This is a genomic window from Mycobacterium sp. (assembly GCF_035314905.1).
GTDB lineage: Bacteria > Actinomycetota > Actinomycetes > Mycobacteriales > Mycobacteriaceae > Mycobacterium.
This window is the reverse complement of record NZ_DATFYW010000021.1, coordinates 13109-34048: the sequence shown is the minus strand read 5'-3', so window position 1 is coordinate 34048 and position 20940 is coordinate 13109. Positions and strand designations below refer to the sequence as shown.

Annotated in this window: 20 protein-coding genes; 4 read left to right on the top strand and 16 right to left on the bottom strand. The window is 70.1% G+C overall.

Annotated elements, in window-relative coordinates:
• Genes VKG81_RS01880 through VKG81_RS01850 form a run of 7 tightly spaced genes read right to left on the bottom strand, consistent with a single transcriptional unit; the run spans nt 1 to nt 6511 of the window.
• Nucleotides 1-1530 (bottom strand): FAD-dependent oxidoreductase, encoded by a 1530-nt coding sequence (locus tag VKG81_RS01880; RefSeq protein ID WP_414685113.1) that lies wholly within the window; start codon nt 1528-1530, stop codon nt 1-3.
• Nucleotides 1514-2254, bottom strand: coding sequence for a class I SAM-dependent methyltransferase (locus VKG81_RS01875; protein WP_324389168.1), 741 nt, complete (start codon nt 2252-2254; stop codon nt 1514-1516). Before VKG81_RS01875 ends, VKG81_RS01880 begins: the two co-directional genes overlap by 17 nt.
• Nucleotides 2255-2271: 17 nt before the next feature.
• Nucleotides 2272-2574, bottom strand: coding sequence for a lycopene cyclase domain-containing protein (locus VKG81_RS01870; protein ID WP_324389135.1), 303 nt, complete (start codon nt 2572-2574; stop codon nt 2272-2274).
• A complete protein-coding gene (locus VKG81_RS01865; protein WP_324389133.1) occupies nt 2571-2891 on the bottom strand; it encodes a lycopene cyclase domain-containing protein in 321 nt (106 codons plus the stop codon). Before VKG81_RS01865 ends, VKG81_RS01870 begins: the two co-directional genes overlap by 4 nt.
• 1 nt (nt 2892) lies before the next feature.
• Nucleotides 2893-3855, bottom strand: coding sequence for a phytoene/squalene synthase family protein (locus VKG81_RS01860; RefSeq protein ID WP_324389131.1), 963 nt, complete (start codon nt 3853-3855; stop codon nt 2893-2895).
• Nucleotides 3852-5381, bottom strand: a complete 1530-nt coding sequence (gene crtI, locus VKG81_RS01855; protein ID WP_324389129.1) for a phytoene desaturase family protein — start codon at nt 5379-5381, stop codon at nt 3852-3854. The genes VKG81_RS01860 and crtI overlap by 4 nt, the downstream gene beginning before the upstream one ends.
• Nucleotides 5378-6511 (bottom strand): polyprenyl synthetase family protein, encoded by a 1134-nt coding sequence (locus tag VKG81_RS01850; RefSeq protein ID WP_414685114.1) that lies wholly within the window; start codon nt 6509-6511, stop codon nt 5378-5380. The genes crtI and VKG81_RS01850 overlap by 4 nt, the downstream gene beginning before the upstream one ends.
• Nucleotides 6512-6701: 190 nt before the next feature.
• Between VKG81_RS01850 and VKG81_RS01845 the strand changes: the two genes are divergently transcribed.
• A complete protein-coding gene (locus tag VKG81_RS01845; protein ID WP_324389127.1) occupies nt 6702-7595 on the top strand; it encodes a DNA-3-methyladenine glycosylase 2 family protein in 894 nt (297 codons plus the stop codon).
• 111 nt (nt 7596-7706) lie between these two features.
• Here the strand turns inward: VKG81_RS01845 and VKG81_RS01840 are convergent, their stop codons facing one another.
• The 7 genes from VKG81_RS01840 to VKG81_RS01810 form a co-directional block, all read right to left on the bottom strand.
• Nucleotides 7707-8768, bottom strand: coding sequence for a cupin domain-containing protein (locus tag VKG81_RS01840; RefSeq protein WP_324389125.1), 1062 nt, complete (start codon nt 8766-8768; stop codon nt 7707-7709).
• 62 nt (nt 8769-8830) lie between these two features.
• Entirely contained in the window at nt 8831-10225 is a 1395-nt protein-coding gene (locus VKG81_RS01835) for a chloride channel protein (protein WP_324389123.1), read from the bottom strand.
• A gap of 47 nt (nt 10226-10272) precedes the next feature.
• Entirely contained in the window at nt 10273-10605 is a 333-nt protein-coding gene (locus tag VKG81_RS01830; RefSeq protein ID WP_324389121.1) for a hypothetical protein, read from the bottom strand.
• 147 nt (nt 10606-10752) lie between these two features.
• Nucleotides 10753-11010: an HPr family phosphocarrier protein gene (locus VKG81_RS01825; RefSeq protein WP_324389119.1), complete on the bottom strand. Its 258-nt coding sequence runs from the start codon at nt 11008-11010 to the stop codon at nt 10753-10755.
• 42 nt (nt 11011-11052) lie between these two features.
• Complete coding sequence (locus tag VKG81_RS01820) at nt 11053-13068, bottom strand: fructose-specific PTS transporter subunit EIIC (protein WP_324389117.1); 2016 nt, start codon at nt 13066-13068, stop codon at nt 11053-11055.
• Between the two features lie 12 nt (nt 13069-13080).
• On the bottom strand, nt 13081-14064 hold the full coding sequence (locus VKG81_RS01815) for a 1-phosphofructokinase family hexose kinase (RefSeq protein ID WP_324389115.1): 984 nt from the start codon (nt 14062-14064) through the stop codon (nt 13081-13083).
• On the bottom strand, nt 14061-14828 hold the full coding sequence (locus VKG81_RS01810; protein WP_324389113.1) for a DeoR/GlpR family DNA-binding transcription regulator: 768 nt from the start codon (nt 14826-14828) through the stop codon (nt 14061-14063). The genes VKG81_RS01815 and VKG81_RS01810 overlap by 4 nt, the downstream gene beginning before the upstream one ends.
• Nucleotides 14829-14931: 103 nt before the next feature.
• Between VKG81_RS01810 and VKG81_RS01805 the strand changes: the two genes are divergently transcribed.
• Nucleotides 14932-16650 carry a putative PEP-binding protein gene (locus VKG81_RS01805; RefSeq protein ID WP_324389111.1) on the top strand — a complete coding sequence of 573 codons (1719 nt, stop codon included), beginning with the start codon at nt 14932-14934 and terminating at the stop codon, nt 16648-16650.
• A gap of 38 nt (nt 16651-16688) precedes the next feature.
• Entirely contained in the window at nt 16689-17681 is a 993-nt protein-coding gene (locus VKG81_RS01800; RefSeq protein WP_324389109.1) for a pirin family protein, read from the top strand.
• A gap of 2 nt (nt 17682-17683) precedes the next feature.
• Here VKG81_RS01800 and VKG81_RS01795 read toward each other — a convergent pair whose 3' ends face one another.
• Nucleotides 17684-19837 carry an FUSC family protein gene (locus VKG81_RS01795; protein WP_324389107.1) on the bottom strand — a complete coding sequence of 718 codons (2154 nt, stop codon included), beginning with the start codon at nt 19835-19837 and terminating at the stop codon, nt 17684-17686.
• Between the two features lie 132 nt (nt 19838-19969).
• On the bottom strand, nt 19970-20170 hold the full coding sequence (locus VKG81_RS01790) for a hypothetical protein (RefSeq protein WP_324389173.1): 201 nt from the start codon (nt 20168-20170) through the stop codon (nt 19970-19972).
• A 52-nt stretch (nt 20171-20222) separates the two neighbouring features.
• Between VKG81_RS01790 and VKG81_RS01785 the strand changes: the two genes are divergently transcribed.
• On the top strand, nt 20223-20765 hold the full coding sequence (locus VKG81_RS01785; protein WP_414685111.1) for a DUF5666 domain-containing protein: 543 nt from the start codon (nt 20223-20225) through the stop codon (nt 20763-20765).
• The last annotated feature ends 175 nt before the right edge of the window (nt 20766-20940 follow it).

Sequence of the window (20940 nt, the reverse complement as noted above, 5' to 3'; positions counted from 1 at the left end):
TCAGGTGGCGAGCCGTCGCAGCAGCGCGGAACGGCCCTGTGTCGGGACGGTGTGCAGCGGGTGACCGGCAACACCCCAATGCTGAAGCAATCCGTTGGCCGCCGACCACCCGGTGGTGGCGGCGCGTTCCATCAACGCCACCGGCAGGTCGATCCGGATGCCGTCGCCGGCCAGCATCAGCGCGGGATGGGGCGTGGTCACACCCGGCCTGTGTGCGTGATCACCCGGCCCGAAATGCGGGCAGTCGGCGCGGCGCAAAACGCGTTCGCCGACAACGCCGGCCCCCCGGGTCTCCGGATAGAGGGCATGCAGCCGGGCCAGCAGCCGGTCACCGATCGTCTCCTCGCACGATGCGTCGCGCACCGCGTAGGAATGCAGTTCGACCACCGAGCCGCCGTGTTCGCGCGCCCAGTCCGCCGCCTCCCGCTCGTAGCGGTCCAGAACGCTGACGTTGTCGAGGGGCTCGAGTCCTCCGGTGCCCAGGAACGCGGGGCGGCCGGCGGCGACGGGCCGGTCCAGCCACAGCCGCTGCACGATGAACGGCGCGGCGGTGCGCATGCCCCGAACCCGGCACCGCCACGCGTCGTCGCCGAGCGCCGGTGACGCGCCGACGATGCGCTGCAGTCCGGCGACGTCGGTGGCCAGCACCACGGCGTCGGTTTCCGTCTCGGACCCCGAATCGGTCACGACACGAAAAGGCCTGATCCCGTCGGTTTCGACGCGATCGACGGTGATGCCCGTGTGGACGCGCACGCCTTGGCGCGCGAGGTAGTCGCGCAACGGCTCCCACAGGGCCACGTCGAAGTTCGCCGCGGCGACGTCGAAGATCAGTCCTTCGCTGGATCCGAGGAAGTAGATGTGAAACATCGCGACAAGCTCGGCCGCCGACAGCTGCGTCGGCTCGGCGAAGAAGCTGCGGGAGAACACCTCGAACGCCAGATGCCGTGCCGCCTCGGGAAAGTTGATGTCGCGCAGGAACGTATCGGCGTCCACGTCGTCGAGTCGGTGGTAGATGTCGGGTACCGACACCGACACCAGCGGCGCCGCGGCGCGCGCGTTGAGAGAGGCCAGGTCACGCAGCCGAAAGGTGGGGCTGCGCAACGCGAACGCGAGCGCGTTCCACGGCGGTGTGCGCGGCAGGCCGCGGAACGTGTCGTGGCGGCCCCGTGCGTCGACAAGAGGGTAGTCGTCGACCGGTGTCAGTCGGCGTAAGTCGGGATCGCTGCGGCGCAACAGCTCCCGTAGGTTGTAGTACTGGCGGAAGAACGCGTGGAAGCCACGGTTCATCGCAACCGGCGTGCCGTCGGCAAGCCGCTCCGTCCAGCCGCCGACCCGGCCGCCGAGGTAGTTCTCGCGCTCGACGACGTCGACGATGACCCCGCGTTCTGCCAGCCCGGTCGCCGCCGCCAGCCCCGCGATGCCTGCGCCGACCACCACGGCGCGCGGCCGCGACTCGAGCAGGCCGGCATCCCGAAGTCCCTGCGGCGCGGGGTGCTTCACGCGGCGCGCGTCGCTAGACATGCGGCTCATCCGCCAGGAACGTGTGCACGATGTTGCGCTGCCAGCCCGGCATCGTCTCGCTGTGGATCGCGGTGAACCCGGCGTCGGCCAGCCGCCGCCGGAAACGCGCGGTACCGTCGAACGCGAGGACACTGCCCCACAGATGCCGATACAAGGCGGTGTCGCCGGTCTGCCGCCGGCCCGACGGGATGATGATCGCCCAGCACACGGCGTGCCAGATCGCGGTGGCCGGGCGCGAGTCGCGCACCGAGTACTCGTGCACCGCCAGCGTCGCACCGGGCCGCAGCAGCGCGCGGAAGCGGCGCAGCTGGGCGTCCGGGTCGGCGAGGTTGCGCATCAGGTACGCGGCGAGGATGCCGTCGAACGGGCCCTCGATTCCGAGGTCGGCCAGATCCTCGATGCGGCCGTGCACGAAGCGCACCGACGGCGGCCAGTGTTTGGCACGGGCCTCATCGAGCATGCGCGTGGAGGCGTCGACCGCGACGATCTCGGCGTCCGGGGCGGCGGCCAGCAACGCCGCGGTCGACGCACCCGTGCCGCAGCCGGCGTCCAGCAGCCGCAGACCGCGGCCACCGGCGGGAATCCGCATGCGCTGTGCGGACATTCGCAGATGCTCGTGGTAGCCGGGATTCGCGCCGACCAGCCGGTCATACGCGGCGGCGCCGACGTCGAACGCCGCGGGAACGTCGCGCGCGGGGAGGGCGGTGTCCCGGCGAGCCGAGCGCGTGCGCAGAGCAGAGGCTTTGAGGGTCACCGCTGGCGCTCCCACAACAACAGCACCGCGGTCACAAGCGCGAAGCCGTACAGGAAGTCCTCGACGGGGATGGCGAACGGGAAGCGGACGCCGATGGTCTGGTGGTCGTCATAGATCACGATCGGGGCGCTGCGCTTCGTCAGCCACCCGTCGGCGAGAACCTGGAAACCGAGCACAATCAGCATTGTCAGCCAGTACGCGGGCTTGCGGAACAACCCGGTGCGGAACACCGCGAACTCGAGCACGCAGACAACGAGCACCGCGGAAACGGCGGGCACGGTGTACCCGAGTCCGGTCATCGACGTCCGGGCCGAGCCAGCATGGCCGTGACCGCGTTGAACGTGAGCAGGCCGCACAGCGGAATCACCAGGAAGAACAGCACCTCTTCGAGCGGGATCCGGAACGGCAGGTCGATCCCGGTGACGTACCGCGGGTTGTACTTCCACACGTGTGCGGCGATCGCGATCGCATCCCAGATCACGAACACCAGCGCGACCGGGACGATCGCGCGCAGCGTGCGCCACGGCCGGCGGTAGACGCCGGCGCCGAAGAACTCCAGCGGCGCGGTGACGAGCAGGCACGCGCCGAGCACGATGAGATATTGCCACCGATCCATCTCAGGCGGCCCCCACAGTGGGCTCGGCCGGAGGCGCCGGTGCGGCCTTCCGGGCACGCCAGGCCCGCAGCAGGCCCGTGCCCGCGACCTGCAGCCGCCGCGTGGTGCCGACCGTAGCGCGGCGGCTGAACACCGCGAAGTCGCTGTCCTCGATGCGATCGAGGATCTCGGAGTACAACGTCAGCGCCGTCGACACACATGGGCGTGACTGCGGTGCCAAGAGCTCTACACCGTTGGCGGCGAAGCGATAGACATCGCGGGTGATTTCGTGCTGGGCGGCCAGCGCACGGCGCACCCGGGCGTCGGTGCGCCGGTGGACGTGACACCACATCAACAGGTCACGATCCACCTGGTAGGCCGCCAGCTCGTCTGCGGGCAGGTAGACCCGCTGCCGTGCCAGGTCCTCGTCGACGTCGCGCAGGAAGTTGGTGAGCTGGAACGCGCGGCCCAGCGCGGCCGCGTAGGGAGCGGCTTCATCGACGGGCACGACGGTGCCGAGCACCGGGAGCAGTTGCAGCCCAATCACTTCCGCGGATCCGCGCATGTAGCTGTTCAGCGCCGCGCGGTTGGGGTAGTCGGTGACCGTAAGGTCCATCTGCATCGAGTTCAGGAAGTCGCTGAACAGGTCGAGCGGGATGCGGTAGCCGCGCGCGGTGTGGATGACCGCGGCGAGCACCGGGTCGCCGTCGCGGCCGCCGCCGGTGAAGAACTGATCCGAGAGCCGCTGCAGGCGTTCGGCTTTGGCGGTGGTGTCCAGCGGGGAGTCGAGGTCGTCGAGGATGTCGTCGGCCAGCCGGGCGAACCCGTACAGCGCGTGCACTGCCGGCCGCTGCGCCGGTGCGAGCAGCCGGGTGGCGAGGAAGAACGTGCGCCCGTGCCGGGCGTTGAGGTCGCGGCAGCGCCGGTACGCGCTGCGCAGCCGTGGCTCCACCACGCCCGCCGCGTCCAATTCGGAACGGATCATGACCGTCGGCTTCCGATGCTGAGCACGCGCCGGTTCGGTTGCCTGCCGCCGGCAGGCCCGGTGATCCGGTCGGCGGCAAGTCGTCCGGACAGCATCGCGGTCGGCACACCGACGCCGGGCACCGTCGACGACCCGGCCAGCACCGCGTTGCTCACCCCCCGCACGGTATTGGCCGGCCGGAACGGGCCGGTCTGACCGAAGGTGTGCGCGAGCGCGAACGGGGTGCCGGCCACCATGCCCTGATTCTCCCAGTCGCGGGGGTTGGTCACGTGCAGCACCTCGGCGTCGTCGCCCAGCGCGGGACGCAGGCGGCTGCGCACGGTGTCGATCATCTCGCCGGCATAGGCGTGGCCGTCCCTCGCCCAGTCGACGACGCCGCGGGCCAGGTTCGGCGCGGGCGCGAGGACGTACAGCAGATCGCGGCCGGGCGGCGCCAACGTCGGATCGGTCGCGGTGGGCCGGGTCACGAGCAGCGACGGGTCGGCCATCAGGCGGCCGCGCCGGATGATGTCGTCGAAGGTCTGGTCCCAGGCCCCGCCGAACAGGATCGTGTGATGCGACCCGGCCGGCTCCGACCGGCAGCCGACATGCACCACGACCGCCGACGGCGCCGGACGCAGCCGGAGGAGCCGTCGCGGCGTGCGGGACAGCAGGCGGTAGGTCTGGGGCAGTTCGGTCGTCAACACGACCGCATCGCACGGGATGCGGCTGTCCCGGCTGGTGAGGACCGCGCTGACCCGGTCACCGCTGCGTTCGAGCGCGGTGACCTCCGACTGGTACTCGAAGCGCACGCCGGCATCGGTCGCCGCCGCGGCCATCGCGTCGGGCAGCGCCCGCATGCCGCCGCGCGGGAAATACACACCTGCGACCGTATCCATGTAGGCGATCACCGCGTAGACCGCCAGCGCCTGCTGCGGAGGGACGCCGGCGTATAGCGACTGGAAGGTGAACACCCGCAACAGCCGCTCGTCGCTGATGAACCGCTTGACCACCCGGTCCCAGCGGCGGAACCCGCCGATCGCCGCCAGCCGCGCCAGCTGCGGGGTCAGCAACGACAGCGGTGAGTCGAAATTCGCGGCGATGAACCCGTCGAACTCGATGCGGTACAGCTGTGTCAGCCACTCGCGCAGACGCAGATACCCTGCCGCCTCGTCGGGTCCGGCGAACGCGCCGACCGCGTCGGCCATCGCCCGGGCGTCGCTGTGCACGTCGAGGCTGCTGCCGTCGGCGAACGACGCGTGATAGGCCGGCTCAACCGCGATGAGCTCCAGTCGTTCGTTGCGTTCGGCGCCGGCCGCGGCGAACACCTCGTCGATGATGTCGGGCATGGTCAGCACCGTGGGGCCGGTGTCGAGGCGGTATCCGCCCGTGTCGACCCGGCCCACCCTGCCGCCCGGGACGGCGTCGCGTTCGACAACGGTCACCCGACGGCCGCGGCCCGCGAGATGCAAAGCCGCCGACAGGCCGGCCAGACCCGCCCCGACCACGACGACGTGATCAGTTCTTCCTTCGACGGTGCGGGTCATGCCGCACGCACCGTGCACACCGCGGCCATGTCCGCCAGTGCCATGCGAACCGATTCGTCGATGCGGGCGTCATGGATCTCCCCGCGCGCCGTGGCCACGCGGTCGGCGATCATCTCCTCCACCCACTGAACCGCCCCGGTCGCGACGATCAGCGTGCGCCAGCGCGCGATCGCGGCTTCGTCCAGGTCGTCGGCGCTCATCAACTCCGACAGCTGACGCCTGATCGTGCTGTCGGCCATCTGATACGCGGCCACCACGATGCTCGTCGCCTTGTGCTCGGCCAGATCGCCGCCGGCGGGCTTGCCCGTCACCCGCGCGGACCCGAGCACGCCCAACACGTCGTCGCGAAGCTGGAACGCCTCGCCGATCGCAGCGCCGTAGCGGCCCAGGAGCGCAATGATGTCATCGTCGCACCCGGCCATCGCGGCGCCGATTTCCAGGGGCCTGCGCACCGTGTAATTGCCGGACTTGCGCCGCGCCACGTCGAGCACGGCGTCGAGCGTGGGCAGGCCGCGTGCGTCGTTGACCAGGTCGGAAAACTGGCCGACCGCCAGTTCGGTGCGCATCGCGTCGTAGCGGTGCCACGCCCGGTCGAGCGCCCGCTTGCGCAGCCCGCTCTCGCGGAGCATCTGCTCCGCCCACACCAGGCACAGATCACCGAGCAGGATCGCCGCAGACTCGCCGAAGCGCCGCGCGGAACCCGACAAGCGACGGTCGCGGTGCCATTGCGCGAATTGGATGTGCGCGGCGGGACGGCCCCGCCGCAACCCGGAACCGTCCATCACGTCGTCCTGCAGCAGCGCGAACGCGTGCAGCAACTCGAAGCTGGCCGAAGCGCGCAACGCCGCGGTGTTGCCGTCTGCGCCGCACAGCCACCCGAGGTAGGCGTACGTGGACCGCAGGCATTTCCCGCCGCCGACAAACTGCACCAAGACCTCTGCTGCGACATCGACACCGGCGTCGCCCAGGTCCGCGACGCAGCGGGCGCCGACGAACTCGGTGACGTCGGCCAACACGGCCCGTTGCAGGCCGGCAAGCCACGTCTCGAACGGGACGGCCGCGGGGGCGAGGTGAGCGGGCCGGAACGCAGGCGGGAACGCGCTGACCACGCTCACGTCCGCTCCCTCCAGCAGATCAGTGTCATCGCTTCCATACCCGGCCGCTACTCGGCGCAATACAGCCATTACAGCCCAGCTTGGCAGAGGCTGCCGCTCCGCAGGGCCGATGTCACGGTTGGTTCATTAATTTGGCGCCAGAATCGGCGTCGGGCCGCCGTGGCAGGATCAAGTCATCGCGAAATCGAGAAGCGTTCACCGCGCGGTGAGGCTATCCGGCCCGGCCGCCCCGCTCGCCACGCTGTCGCCGCTGCGGCGCGGCCGCGGTGATCCCTGCTTCCAGATCGCCGCCGACGGCGCGATCTGGCGGACAAGCCTGCAGCAGAGCGGACCGGTGACCGCCCGGATACGTCGGTCGGCGCCCGACGTCGTCGAATGCGAGGCCTGGGGCGACGGCGCCGCCGAGTTCGCCGACGCGCTGCCGATGCTGATCGGCGCGCACGACGACCCCGCCGCGTTCGTGGCCGAGGAGCCGACGATCGCCGCAGCGCAGCGGCGGTGCCCGCACCTGCGCATCGGCCGCACCGAGCGCGTCCTGGAGGCCCTCGTCCCCGCGGTGCTCGAGCAGCGCGTCGCCGGCGCGGACTCTTTCCGGTCCTGGCGGCTGCTGGTCACCAAGTACGGCGCACCGGCACCCGGGCCCGCTCCGTCCCGGATGCGGGTGCCGCCCGCCGCCGAGGTGTGGCGGCGGATCCCGTCGTGGGAATTCCACCTCGCGAACGTCGACCCGGGACGGGCCCGCACGATCGTCGGCTGTGCCCAGCGCGCCGGGTCGCTCGAGCGGCTCTGCAGCCGCCCATCCGCGCAGGCCCGCGATGCGTTGACGTCGTTGCCGGGTGTCGGCGTGTGGACGGCGGCCGAAACCGCGCAACGCGCGTTCGGGGACAGCGACGCGCTCTCAGTCGGCGACTACCACCTGGCCAAAGTGGTGGGTTGGTCGCTGCTCGGCCACCCGATCGACGATGCGCAGATGGTGGAGCTGCTCGAGCCGATGCGCCCCCATCGGTACCGCGCTGTGCGACTGCTGGAAGTCAGTGGGATGACACGCAATCCGCGATTCGGTCCGCGCCAACCGATCCGCGATCTCGCCGGGTTGTGAGGTCTACGTTCCACGACGGACTGGTCGTGGTGTTCCTGGTGTCGGCGGGACTGGCGCTGCCGGCCGCCGCGGCGTCGCTGTCCCGCGGCCCGCACGGAACAGAGCCCGGGATCAGTGCTTTTCGCCCATCCCGAATTCATCGACCGGGTTGTTGCGGGTGACGATCAACGGGTCGGCGTTGGTGAACGGGAAGACCGGCAGCGCGGCGACGTGGGTGTTGAAGGTGGCCGCGAGCACCTCCCGTGAATACGCGCTGGCCGAGGCGCGGTAACCGATGTCGCCGGGCGTGGGCTGGTCGAAGAAGATCAGGAAGTGGATGTCGTCGGAACCGACCACCTCGATGTGGTGGGGATAAGCGCGCGGGATGAAGTACACGTCGCCCTCCTTCAGGTACCAGGTGTCCAGCGACCCGTCCGGGTCCATCACCGTCATCCGGGCCGACCCTGCGTGCACATAACCCATCTCGGCGGTGATCGGGTGCCAGTGTGGTTCCCGCATGCCGTCCTCGCGGATCCGCAGGGAGTACATTGCGAGGTCCTTCAGCGCCGGCCAGAACTGCACCCGCGCCAACCTGGCCGAGCCCACCGCGATGCTGATCATTGCCGGCTGGCTTTCGACGGCGAACTTGTGCGGGTCGGAGAAATACGCGGCGCTCGGCACGACCGGGTCGCCCTCGCGGGCGGCGAGAGCCCGGTCGGTCGTGTCGCGGTGGATCGCGGCGAAGTCGGCGGCGAGCAGGTCGTAGGTGTTGCCGAGCACAGCGTCGGTCATCGCACCGAACGCCGCTCCGAGGCCGAAGTCCTCGGGGCGTTCGTGGCGGAACGCGATGACGAACTCGGCCGCCTCGTCGCCGATGTTCTCGATGTGGTGCAGTGAGCCCGAGTCGATGTGAAACATCTCGCCGGCGCTGACCGTGAAGGAGGAGAACTGGCTGCCGCTGTCGAGCACGGACACCAGCGAGGTGCCCGACAGGCAGTAGGTGAGCTCGTTGGCGTTGGCGTGCCAGTGCGGGGTGCGCATCGCGCCCGGGTTGACCACCACCCGTTTGATGGACAGCCCGTTCAGGATCGGGAAGGTGTCCGCGGTCACGCGGGTGATGGAGCCGAGTTCGGATTCTTCGACGGTCTCGCCGTTCGTCAGCGACGTGGCGTGCCTGCCGTACGTGGTTGTCATTGCGTGCCCTTTCTGCTCGTCGGCAATCACAGATGGTGCACGCAGTTGCGGTGCGGTGCGCGCTAATCGGCGGCGGCGTCGCGGCGCTCGGCCTCGGCGGCCTCGCGATTGAGCCGCTGGGCCCCATAGATCGACACGTCGGTGCGCGAGATCAGCAGGTAGGCGATGCCGACCGCGGCCATAGCGCACGGGATAACCGAGAACGAACCCGTCATCTCCGCGACCATGATCATCACGGCCAGCGGTGCATGGGCAACGCTGCCGAAGCAGGCCATCATCCCGGCGACGACGAACACGCCGGGGTTCGCGGGGAGGCCTGGCGCACCGACCGATTCGGCCAATCGCCAGATCGCTGCGCCGGTGAACGCGCCGATCACGATGCCCGGCCCGAAGATCCCGCCCGATCCACCGGTTCCGATCGACAGCGAGGTCGCGACGATCTTGGCGAACGGCAGGATCAGCACGATCCACAGCGGGATCGCCAGCAAGGTGTCTCGTGCCGCCGCGTGCTGCGCCCAGCCGTACCCGCTGGCCAGCACCTGGGGGATCACCAACGCGATGAGGCCGACCGCCAAGCCGCCGAGGGCGGGCTTGATCACCATGCCGCCGGGCAGCCACTTGGTGAGCGCCACGACGCCGTAGAACGTGCGGGCGTAGAGGTAGCCGACCGCGGCCGCGACGACTCCGATCACCAGGAACCAGAGCAGCTGCAGCGGATGGTGAAACCGGAAGTCGGCGGCGACGAAGCCGAACAGCGGGTCGAAGCCGAGGATCGCGCCGAACACGGCATTCGCGGTCGCCGAGGTGATGAAACCCGGAATCAGCGCCTTGTAGTCGAAATCCTCGCGGTAGACGATCGAGGCGGCAAGCACCGCACCGCCCAGCGGCGCCCCGAAGATCGCACCGATACCCGAGCCGATGCCCAGCGACACCGCAACGCGGCCGTCCTCGTCGGACAGGTTGAGCTGGCGTGTGAGCAACGAGCCGAATCCGGCCGAGATCTGCGCGGCCGGCCCCTCCCGGCCGCCCGAGCCGCCGGAGCCGATGGTGATCGCGCTGGCGACCATCTTCACGATCACCGCCCGCACCCGGATCGCACGCGGGTCGGTGTGGACGGCCTCGATCGCGCTGTCGGTGCCGTGGCCTTCCGCCTCAGGGGCGAACTTCGCGACGAGCAGCGCCGACACCAGCGCGCCGCCGAACACCACCAGCGGAATAGCCCACGGTCGAACGAATCCCGGCGAGCCGGGGTCGCCGCCGTCGCCCTTGGGCTTCGGGATGTCGTACCCGCCGAGGTAGCCGAGCAGGAACTTCCCGGCGTAGTCGAGCGCCAGATAGAACGCGACCGCGCCGAACCCGGCGATGATGCCGATCGCGATGCCGAGGATCAGCCACTTGCGGAGGTAGCCGGACCGGTTGATGAAGGCGCTCATCCATTGCTTGGCCCCAGCCAGCATGTGCGGATGCTAGCAGCGAATCGGTGACAGCCGCGGCCCCAACAGCCCTAGCTGCCCGGGACGAAGGGGCTCAGCATCGGGGGCTGCAGAACGCTGGGGTCAGCCGGAATCTGTGGTGCCGCGCCCGGATCCAGGAACGAGGGCAAGTACTGGGTGAACTGGCCGATCACAGGCAGGATCGTGTTGGCCTCGTTGATGATCGTGCTCGGATCCGGGGCCGGCGGCGCGGCAGGGTCCGGCGGCGCTGCCGGGTCGTCCATCGGTGCGGGCAGCGGGGATGCCTGCGCTATCGCAGCGCCAAATCCCAAGGCCGGCAATGCGAGTCCTACGCAAACGGCCGCGACCCCGACGAGCCGGCTTCGGGTAAGCAACATGGACATGGTGTGTCTCCTACTCCTGGCGACGTTTCTGCTTCGTCACAGTGGAAACACTGATTGACAACAATCACATTAGGAACACGACGCGGTCAAGCTTTGCACCCTATGAAATTCCCGCCGAGTTGCTGTGCGCGGCGGCTGGTCCCGGGCCTAAGCGTCGAGGTCCTGTTCGACGAGTTCGGCGATCGTGCGCATCGCCGTCTCGTCGTCGGAAGCAACGATCACCTGAGCGCCGTTGGAAGCGCCCAGCGTCATGATCATCAGTGCCGAGCCGGCGTCGACCGGCTCGCCGCCGTCCATCGACAGGGTGATGGGCGAACCCGCGTTCACGGCGGCTTCGGCGATGATCGCGGCGGGCCGGGCGTGCAGACCGATCGCCGAGCCGACGGTCACGGTGGTGCTTGGCATCCGGGGTTTCTCCTCATCGTTGGAAATGGTTGGGGGTGGGGGTCAGGCCGCGGCCAGCGCAGGCTCGATGCCGGGCTGCTGCGGCGTGGCTTTGAAGAACTCCTTGGCGAAGATCACCGCGACCGCCCCCACGATCGTGCCGGCGACCAGCGCGACCACGAACCACAACAGGTTGCCGATCGCGAAGAACACGAAGATGCCGCCGTGCGGTGCCTTCAGCGTGACGTCGAACGCCATGATCAGCGCCCCGGTCACCGCTCCACCGGCCATCATCGACGGAATCACGCGCAGCGGATCGGCCGCCGCGAACGGGATCGCACCTTCGGAGATGAACGAAGCGCCCAGAAGCCAAGCGGCGCGGCCATTCTCACGCTCCGGCTCGGTGAACACAGCGGGCCGGACGGTGGATGCGAGCGCCATTGCCAGCGGCGGCACCATGCCCGCGGCCATCACGGCCGCCATGATCCGCAGCGACGCGGGGTCGGCGACGTCGAGGCCCGCGGTAGCGAACGCATACGCCGCCTTGTTGACCGGGCCGCCGAGGTCGAAGCACATCATCAGGCCGAGGATGATGCCCAGGACGATCACCGACGTGCCGGACATGCCGTTGAGCCAGTGGGTCAGGCTGGAGGTGAGCCAGGCCAGCGGCCGTCCGAGCAGCAGGAACATCAACAGGCCGACGATCAGTGTGGCGAACAGCGGGATGATCACGACCGGCATCAGCCCTCGGGCCCACTGGGGGACGCTGATCCGGCTGATCCACAGCGCGGCGAACCCGGCGATCAGGCCGCCGACGATGCCGCCGATGAAGCCGCCGCCGACGAAGACCGCCACCGCGCCAGCGGTGAAGCCGGGCGCGATACCGGGGCGGTCGGCGATCGCGAACGCGATGTAGCCGGCCAGGGCCGGAACCAGGAACGCGAACGCGAGAGTGCCCAGCTGGAAGAGCACCGCGCCGAGGTACTTGGCGAGGCCACCGTCGGGCAGGTTGGTCAGCGAGTTCGTGCCGGCGATGAGGTAGCCCAGCGTGTTCGACTGCCCGGCGGGCTTGTTCGCGATCTCATAGCCGCCGAGCAGGAAGCCGAGCGCGATGAGCAGCCCGCCGGCCGCCACGAACGGGATCATGTAGCTGACACCGGTCAGCAGGATCTGCCGGATGCGGGTGGCCCATCCGACGTCGCCGCCCTTCGGCGCAGCGGCGGCGGGTTCGCCGCCCCCGGCCTGCACGCGGGCCGCCGACGGATCGTCCGCCGCCGACACCGCCTCGGCGATCATCTTGTCGGGCTCATTGATCGCCCGCTTGACACCCGATGCCACGACGGGCTTGCCGGCGAACCGCTGCCGGTCCTTGACACCAACGTCCGTGGCGAAGATGACGGCGTCCGCTCCGGCGATGGCCGACGGCGAAAGCGGCGTGCTGCCGGATGAACCCTGCGTCTCCACGCTGAGGTCGACACCGGCGCGCCTGGCCGCGGCGGCCAGCGCGTCGGCGGCCATGTAGGTGTGTGCGATGCCGGTCGGGCATGCGGTGATCGCGACCACGGACCTGGGCCGGGCGTCCTTGGGGGTTTCCGGTGCGGGCACGGCCGGTTTCGCCGGTGCCGGGTTGACCACCCCGTCGACGAGACCGACCACGTCGTGCGGGGTGGACGCATCGCGCAGCGACTCGACGAAGTCGGGCCGTACCAGCGCGCGGGCCAGGCTCGACAGGAGCTTCATGTGCTCTGCGCCGCCGGACTCGGGTGCGGCGATCATGAACACCAGGTCGGCGGGGCCGTCGGGCGCGCCGAAATCCACCTTCGGCTCGAGCCGGGCGAAGCCGATCGACGCGGCCTTGACGTGCGGGGAACGGCAGTGCGGAATCGCGATGCCACCTGGCAGGCCGGTCGCCGACTGCGCTTCGCGGGCCAGGATCGCGGTGATCAACCCGTCGCTGTCGGTCGCGCGGCCGCTGTCGGCCAACTGGCGCGCCAGCCGCGCGATGACCGATTCCTTGTCGGTGCCGGCGTCGACGTCGAGAAGGACCAGGTCGGGGTCGATGATCGGGGATCGGGGCATTCGGGAACCTTGTCAGGAGTCGGCGTTGAGCTGGAGGGAGGTGACGCGAACGGCGTCGACATCCACCTGTGCGGGGGTGGGAAGGGCGGAGCCCGGGAGCGCCGCCGCGGCGCTGCCGTACGCGACGGCCATCCGGAGTCGTTCGGGCGCATCGGCCCCCGCGACGTCGGCGCGAACATAACCGGCAAGGGAGGAGTCGCCGGCGCCGACGGTGCTCCTCGGGACGACGGGTGGGGGCGTGGCCAGCCAGTTGCCGTTCTGGTCGACCAGCACTGCGCCCGCGGCGCCCAGCGTCGCGAGCACGCTTGTGACGCCGCGGTCGACCAACTGCCTGGCCGCGCTGATGACCGGCTCCGGATCACCATGCGAGAACGCATATTCCAGCTTGTCCGCGGATACGCCGGTGACGGAGGCCAGCTCCTCGGAGTTCGGCTTGAGTAGCTGCGGGGCCGCGCGCTCCAGCGAATCGGCAAGCGCGGCAAGCGGTTCGCCGGAAGTGTCGACGGCAACGCGGCACCGCAGCGAGGAGAGCAGCGCGACGACATCGGCGTACCAGTGGTCACCTACGCCGGGCGGCAGCGACCCCGACAGCACGACCCATGCGGCGTGCGCGGCGTGCTCGACGACCGCGCGGGTGAGCGCGTCGACCCCTGTCGGGTCCAGGGTCGCGCCGGGCGCGTTCAGCTTGGTGGTGGTGCCGTCGGGCTCGGTGATCGCAATGTTGGTCCGCACCGCGATCGCGGCGCCGGCAAGTGGCACCGAACGGAACGGCACCCCGCCGGCCCGCAGCGCGGTCAGCAGCGGGTCGCCGTCGGAAGCCGGCAGCACCGCGATGGCGTCGACACCGGCCAGCGTCAGGGCCCGTGCGACGTTGACCCCCTTGCCTCCGGGCTCGCTCGATACCGACGACACCCGATGTACCGCGCCGCGGGTGAGCGCCGAGCTCAGCGATACCGTGGTGTCGATGCTGGGATTCGGCGTGACCGTGACGATCATGCGATCACGACCTCGACGCCGGCGTCGGTCAGCGCGGCCCGGTCGCCGGGTGCGATCTCGTAGTCGGTGACCAGCACGTCGACGCGCTCGATCGCCGCGAAGCTCATCAGGTCCTCGCGGCCGACCTTCGACGAGTCGGCCACGACGACGACGTAGTTGGCGCAGCGCACCATCGCGCGCTTGACGGCGGCCTCCTCGCTGTCCGGGGTGGACAGGCCGTGCGCCACGCTTATCGCGTTGGTGCCGATGAACGCGACGTCGACGCGCAGGGTGTCGAGTATCCGCAGCGCCGACTCGCCGACCGCCGCCTGGGTCACGCCGCGGACCCGGCCGCCGAGCAGCTGCAGCGAGATCGACGGCATGCCCGCCAGCCTCGCCGCGATCGGGACCGAGTTCGTGACGACGACGAGTTCACGGTCGGGCGGCAGCTGGGCCGCGACCCGCCCGGTGGTGGTGCCCGCATCCAGGAGCACACTGCCGCCGCCGATCGGCAGGAACTCGAGGGCAGCGCGCGCGATCGCGTCCTTGTAACCGGCCCGGGTCGTCTCGCGCTCCATCACACCGGGCTCGACGACGTGCAGGGCACGTGCCGGGACCGCGCCGCCGTGCACGCGGCGGAGGATGCCTGCGCGGTCGAGTGCCGCCAGGTCGCGCCGGACGGTCTCGGTGGTGACGTCATAGGCCTGGGCCAAATCGGCCACCGACGCTCGGCCCTTGCTGATCACAAGCGAGGCGATGGCCTGCTGGCGTTCTTCCGCGTACACGAATCTCCGTTTTTGTGGTTTTAGTGCCCGGATGTCATTGGATAAAGTTGGTTTTACGCCTGCTTGTGTTGACTTGTCAAGATTCCGTTGTAATCTGCTTCACATGACAACCTCCTCGACACCCACATCACCGCACGTGCTTTCGTCTGAGCCAGCCCCGGGCACGGTCCTGAACGGCGTGCCGGTCGTGGCCGGTGTCGGGTACGCGCCGGTGATCCGTCCTGGCCGGCTGCCGGTGCTCGACGGCATCGACGACATTCCGGAGGTCGACGAGCCGGACCGCGGCGCCGAGGCCAGGCGCTTCGCGGCCGCGGCATCGGCGGTGGCCGGCCGGTTACGCGACCGGGCTCAGCACGCCACCGGTGCGGCGTCGGAGGTCCTGGCCGCGACCGCTGCGCTCGCCGGCGACCGTGCCTGGCTGGGCGCAGCGGAGAAGCGGATCAACGCCGGCACACCCGCGGTGCGCGCGACGGCGGAGGCCGTCGCACAGTTCGTCGACGTCTTCACCCAGATCGGCGGCCTGATGGCCGAACGGGTGACCGACCTGCACGACATCCGCGACCGCGTCGTCGCGGAACTCAGCGGCCTGCCCGAACCGGGCGTGCCGCAGCCCAAGCAGCCCTCGATCTTGTGCGCCGAGGACCTGGCGCCGGCCGACACCGCGGGCCTGGACCCGGACCTGATCGTCGGGCTGGCCACCACCCTGGGCGGGCCGACCAGCCACACCGCGATCATCGCGCGTCAGCTGGGCATTGCGTGCGTGGTCGCCGTCGCCGGGCTCGACAACGTCCGCGCCGGGACACTGGTGATGATCGACGGCACCCGCGGCTCCGTGACCGTCGCGCCTGACGAGGCGGCGGCGCGGGATCAGGTGAACAGGGCGCGGCGCGAAGCCGGGTTGCTCGCGAGGTGGACCGGACCCGGTGCCACCTCGGACGGGCATGCCGTCGCGGTGCTCGCGAACGTCCAGGACGGTGCCGCTGCCCGGGCCGCGCGCCAGACACCGGCCGAGGGCGTCGGCTTGTTCCGCACCGAGTTGTGCTTCCTGCACCGTGACACCGAGCCGTCGGTCGACGAGCAGGCCCGCATCTATGGCGAAGTGCTGGAAGCGTTCTCGGGTCACAAGGTGGTCATCCGGACACTCGACGCCGGGTCGGACAAGCCGCTGAAGTTCGTCGGCCACCCCGAGGAGGCCAACCCGGCGCTCGGCGTGCGCGGCGTCCGGATCGCCGTGGGCAACCCGGGCCTGTTGGAGCGGCAACTCGAGGCGGTCGCCGCGGCCGGCGCCGCCACCGGCACTGCGCCGTGGGTGATGGCACCGATGATCTCCACCGCCGACGAGGCCGAGAGGTTCGCGGCACGCGCCCGCTCACACGGGCTGATTCCCGGCGTCATGATCGAGGTGCCCGCCGCCGCGCTGCTGGCGGACAAGATCCTCGAGCACGTCGAATTCCTCTCGATCGGCACGAACGACCTCGCGCAGTACACGATGGCAGCCGACCGGATGTCCGCCGAACTGGCCACCCTCACCGATCCCTGGCAGCCTGCCGTGCTGGCATTGGTCGCGACCACGGCCACGGCCGGTGCGCGGGCGGGCAAGCCGGTCGGCGTCTGCGGTGAGGCCGCCGCGGACCCCCTCCTCGCCTGCGTGCTCGCCGGGCTCGGCGTGACGTCGTTGTCATCGGCGGCCGCCGCCGTGGCCGGGGTGGGCGCGAAGCTGGCGACGGTCACGATGCAGCAGTGCAGGGATGCGGCCGAGGCGGTTCTCGCCACCGACAGCGCGATGGGCGCGCGGGCCGCGGCGCTGGCCGTCCTCGGCTGAGCGGGGAATAATCGGACCCCAGTCCGGTTATTGTGAACATGCCTGCCATCACTGCTGACACCTCGACTCTTCCCCGCGTCGGTGCGCCCGCGCCGGCTGACACCGAGCGCCCGGTGCGGTCGGTGACGACGGGCCCGCGGGGCTTCGAGGGCGAGGGATTCCCCGTGGTCCGTGCGTTCGCGGGGGTGAGCGCCGCAGCGCTCGACCCGTTTGTGCACATGGATCAGATGGGCGAAGTCGAATACCAGCCGGGCGAGCCCAAGGGGACGCCGTGGCATCCGCACCGGGGATTCGAAACCGTGACGTACATGATCGACGGCCGCTTCGCGCACCAGGACTCCCACGGTGGCGGCGGACTCATCACCGACGGCGCGACCCAGTGGATGACCGCCGGGTCGGGGATCCTGCACATCGAGACCCCGCCCGCCGACCTCGTCGAGAGCGGCGGCGTCTTTCACGGCATCCAGTTGTGGGTGAACCTGCCGCGAGCCGACAAGTTCACGCCGCCGAAGTACCAGGCGATCGAGGGCGGCGAGGTCGCGCTCGTGGCGTCCGGCGACGGTGGCTCGCTGATACGGATCATCGCGGGCGAGATCGGGCCGTCCCCGGATCAGCACGTGCGGGGCCCGGGCTCGACGCACACGCCGATCACGTTGGCGCATGCGACGATCGAGCCGGGCGCCAAGATGGACATCCCGTGGAATCGGGAATTCAACGCCCTGGTGTACGTGTTGTCCGGCCGCGGCACGGTGGGTCCGGTCGGCCACCCGATTGCGCAGGGCCAGTTGGCCGTGCTGGGTCCCGGCGACCGGATCGGGGTAACCGCGGCGAGGTCACAGGACTCGAATCGTCCGGCGCTCGACGTGCTGCTACTCGGCGGAAAGCCGATCCGCGAGCCGGTGTTTCAGTACGGGCCGTTCGTGATGAGCTCCAAGGCCGAAGTGGCCCAGGCGTTTGAGGACTTCCAGGCCGGCAGGTTCGGCAGCATTCCGGCCAACGCGCTGATGCCACACCGGCCGGCGACCGCCTGACATCAGCCCGCGACCCCCGCGGCCGCGGCCGGGGCCGGGTAGAGCAGCTCGAGCTCGCCGAGGTTGGCCGCGACGGCGACCAGCGGCAGCGCGGCGCTGACGGCGGCCTCGTCGCCGGTGAACTCCGCGCGCAGCGCGAGGACGAACTCGTCGCTGACCGGCGGCCACGTCTTGTCGCTCTCGCCCTTCAGCCGCTCCGCGACAGATTCGGCGTGCGACTCGAGGACAGCGCGCGTGCGAGGGTATGCCGACAGCGGCGGCGGCGTGCGGATGTCGGCGATGACCTCGGCAGCCGTGCGCAGGCGGATCGCGCGGTTGGCCGCGCGGATGACCGGTGCCCGCAGGTCCGTGGAGCCGCCGCTTTCGGACAGGTAATGGCGCAGCGCGTCGTCGACGGTCCGGCTTGCCGCAAGCGCGTCGTGGTTGAGGCTGGCGACCTGGTCATCGATCTCCTCCGATGCGCCACGGGTGACGCGCAGCACCGCCGCACGAAGGAAGCGTGCGCCGACGTCCACCGCGGCCCCGATCGTCGCGTACACCGACGCGGTAGCGCCCCTGGGCCACAGCAGCAGCGACGCCGCGACCGCCACCGCGGCGCCGGCCATGACGTCTTCGATTCGCAGCAGCCCGATCCGCCAGCCCGTCGGGACGATCAGGTTGAAAACGATCAGCACCATCATCGTCATCGTGGCCTGCCCGGCGGTGAACGACGCGACGCGCGGAGTGTAGGCCGCCCCGAAGATCACGATCGGCAGCAGCGTCCAGAGCAGGACCGGGTCCACGCCGACGGCGGCGATGAGCACCGCGCCGAGAACGACTCCGATCGCCGTGCCGACCATTGCGCGAACGACCTTGGTGCCGGTCGTCAGCGCGCTGCTGCCCAGCACCACGATCGCCCCGAGCACCACCCAGAACCCGTGCTGGATCGGAAACAGGTGCGTGGTGGCGACCGCCAACGCCAGGCCGACGCCGGTGCGCACCGCGTTGCGCGCAGCCACCGACCGCGTAGTCAGAAAGCCGGTCGTAATGGTGGTGACGGCCACGGTTTCGGGTATCAACAGGTCGGCCGCCCCGGTGGGCGGCAGTCGCAGGCCGAGCGCCTTCGCCCAGGATGGGCGGGCGTCGGCTGCCGCCGCGGCCGCGATCACCCGGCCCGTCAGCCCGACGGTTGTCGCGATGGTGCGCCGCGTGAGCAGCTCCCGCCCAAGCGCGACCGAGGCGCCGTCGTCGCGCTCGGCGAGGAGCCGGACGACGTCCTCGCGGTAGCGCCCCCTGGCCACCGACCGCAACCCGGCAAGTGCCGCGTCCAACTCGGTGCGGTCTACCGTGCGCTTGGAGACGCGCGCCGCGTCCAGCGCACGGGCACAACATCGCAACACGCTGACGGCGGGCTCCGTCATGTCGGCCAGTGCCACCTGTGCGGCGTTCGTCAGGCGCTCGCTGACCCACTCCAGGTCGTCAACCACCCGCACCAGTGCACGGCTACCGGCCGACAAGCCCACCGGCCGGTAGTCGGCGCTCAAGAAGTTCGTCTTCAGCGCCTGCATCGCCTGCGACACCTCCGCCGCCGAGCCGACGCCTTCCAGCCGATCGGCCAACGCGGCGCAGACCTGCGCCGCATGCCGGCGTAGATCGCCATGATGGCGCGGTGGAAGGAAGAACAGCGCGGCCGGAACGCACACGATCCAGGCGATCGCCCAGCCGACCAGCCGCTCGCTGATCGGTCCGGGCGGTGTGCACACGGGCAACACGTACGTCAGGAGCGTCGCGCGCTGGCCCGCGGCGATCGTTTCGCTGAGGACACCGGCCAATGTCACCGCCACCCCGAGGACGAACATGATCGTCACCGCGAGCCATGGAATGGGCTGCACCAAGGTGCCCAGGATTATCAACACGGCACCGTTGAGACCCAAGCCGCAGTAGGCCAGCGCACGGACCTGTCGCGTGCCCGGAAAATCAACCAGCACCATCAACCAGATCGAGCCGATCACGGTGAACAGCGGTGCCTGTGTCCCACCGACCGCCAAGAAGCTGACCCCCGCCGCGATCGGCACCACGATCGCGGCCCGCAGCGCACGCCGCAGCGCGTCACGTTCCGGGTCGCGCGTGCGCACCCGGTCGACCGCCCTGCGCGAGAGCCCGGCCGGTGTCAGCATGGCTGGATCGTAGGTCGCCGGGGCATGGTGCAGGCGCTGCTCTTCCAAAGGGCTTGATTTGCAGCGGTTCTCATCCTGCTCTCAGGTGTGGGGGATGACACAGGTGTCTCACATCCGGCCGAAAGCTCAGACCTAGCTCGGCCGCTGACGCTGGTGGCGTCGCACACGTGACAGACGGACGAAGAAGGAGCCATCAACCATGCCCAGGACGGCGATGTCAAAATACCCGCTGCTGGCGGTCATCGGAATCACCGCGGTGTCGGTAGCCGCGTGCGGCTCTTCCACCAGCGGATCGCCTACGTCATCGAACCCATCGAGCAGTTCCGCGTCCACGTCCGCGCCGTCGTCGACGTCGGGGACTCCGTCGGTGCAGGGCAAGGATCACGTGGCAGGACTGATCTCCGCGGTGTCGGGCACGACGATCCAGGTGACGCAACAGAGCGGAACCGCGACCGTGGCCTACTCGCCCGCGACCACGGTCTCGGAGGTCACGCCGGCCCAACTCACCGATGTCACGCCCGGCAGCTGCGTCGCGGTCCGCCCGGCCGGAGGCCCTCCGCAGAGCGGCGGCACCGTCGCGGCCCGGACGGTGTCGATCAACGCGTCGGCGACCGGGGGGTGCCAGCCACCGCGCGGGCGCGGCGGCGTCGGCGGCACCGTCAGCTCGGTCAACGGAAACACGATCGTCGTCAACGCGACCGACTCCAACGGCAACACCACCCAAACCAACGTCCAGGTCGACAACACGACCACGTACGCCAAGCGGGCAGTGGCGAACTCGCAAGCCATCGCCCAGGGCAAGTGCATCGCTGCGCGCGGCACCAACGACAGCAGCGGGACGCTGCAGGCGACCACGATCAACCTGCGCCCGGCCACCAACGGCACCTGCGGGCAGCCCAACGGCGGGCGGCACCACCCCGGCGGCTGACGCGGGATTTGATTCGGCGTCGAAGAGATCAGGCCCCGCAGCGTTTTTGATGATCGGCGAGCGCCGGTCCCGGCCGCGCGAACGCGGCCGTCGCGGCTATCATTTTCAGACGTCCGTTCCACTCCGAAGCATGATTCGAGGAGCATCCGCTGGCAGAGCCGAACGCCCGTGGAGA